This is a genomic window from Peribacillus sp. P4_C12 (assembly GCF_056402095.1).
The window spans coordinates 1-1,317 of sequence record NZ_JBFUIB010000813.1 but is presented as its reverse complement, the minus strand read 5'-3'; the positions used below and the strand labels follow the sequence as shown (position 1 = coordinate 1,317).

The 1,317-nt window shown below is 40.4% G+C and carries 1 protein-coding gene and 1 pseudogene; both read right to left on the bottom strand.

The features are described from left to right. Positions 1-3: 3 nt before the first annotated feature. Positions 4-945, bottom strand: a complete 942-nt coding sequence (locus AC1DUW_RS29235) for a sirohydrochlorin chelatase (RefSeq protein WP_053345845.1) — start codon at positions 943-945, stop codon at positions 4-6. 18 nt (positions 946-963) lie between these two features. After that, positions 964-1,317: pseudogene (locus AC1DUW_RS29230) on the bottom strand (precorrin-3B C(17)-methyltransferase); the annotation flags it as partial.

Below are 1,317 nucleotides of genomic sequence, written 5' to 3'. Positions count from 1 at the left end.
AAATCATTTTGTAGTCCCCACCACTTGCTCATCATGGTCATGGTGGGCATGGCCATGGTCTGTTTCATGACCGTGATCGTGGTCATGGTGGTCATGCCCATGGTCGTGATCATGATGATGATGGTGATGGTGGGCATGGCCATGTTCCTCCACATGTTTACGATAGTTTTCTAGATCACGGGTACCACTTGATCTTCCTTCGCTAGCTTCGATTACACGTTCTTTCAGTATGGTTTGTAATGTTGTATGATAACCAAAGTATTTCGCCAAAACAAATTCATGCTCTGGATATTGGTCTTGATAGCCTGTTAGCATATTCTCCATTCTCTCCATTAACACACCTGTGAAGAGGAAATATGGAAGCATCACTATTTTTTTGGCACCTAACCGAATACAGCGTTCAATGCCTTCATCAACAAACGGATCCGTAACACCCATGAAGGCATTTTCGACCCACTTCACATTTAATTTTTCCCACAATAATCGTGAAATTTTATAAATATCGCTATTTGCATCAGCGTCACTTCCACCTCGACCTATCAGCAATATTGCTGTCTCCGGATGTTCCAAAGATGTATCGAATCCAACTTCCTCAAGGCGATCTGTCAGAATCGTTAATACTTCATGGTGAACCCCAATCGTTTGTCCATATGTGAATGTAACCGCTGGATACTTATTCCTTCCATCCTCTATTTCAGCTGGAATATGTAATTTTGAATGTCCTGCATGCAACAAAATAATCGGAATGACGATAACTTCAGTGGCCCCTCTTTTTATGCAATTGTCAATGCCTTGGGATATATTTGGCGTGGCAAATTCCAAGAAGCATGTTTCAATTAATAAAGAGTCGTCCATTGTCGGAATCATATTTATAATAAAACGATTAACTTCCTCGTTTCCAGAAGCTAGTCTGCTTCCATGTCCTACGAATAATACTGCTTTCATTTGTTATCCCCCTCTTGATTAGTCTTCACAAGGCGCAGGCTCTATTTTTATTTTGGGAGCTATGTCTTGATATAAATAGCCCTGTATCTTTTTCGCCCGTTTGAAATATTTAAATAGTCGTTCATTAGGATGAGCATTTTGTTTATATTCGTTGACAATGTTTGTAATTAATTCAACTAGTTGATCCGGTTCAATTCCTTCTGCAACTGGTTGACCAGGATGAGCCGTTCTGCCAACAGGTTTAGCTCCAAGGAATAAATCAAATTTCCCTTTTCGGAAAACGATCCCGATATCATCCATCACTGCACTATAACAAGCCATTCCACACCCATTAAAACCAATGTTCAGTTCCTTAGGCATATCAATCCCACC

Coding starts and splice junctions, on each gene's coding strand:
- AC1DUW_RS29235 (WP_053345845.1), bottom strand. CDS start 945: ATGAAAGCAGTATTATTCGTAGGACATGGAAGCAGACTAGCTTCTGGA.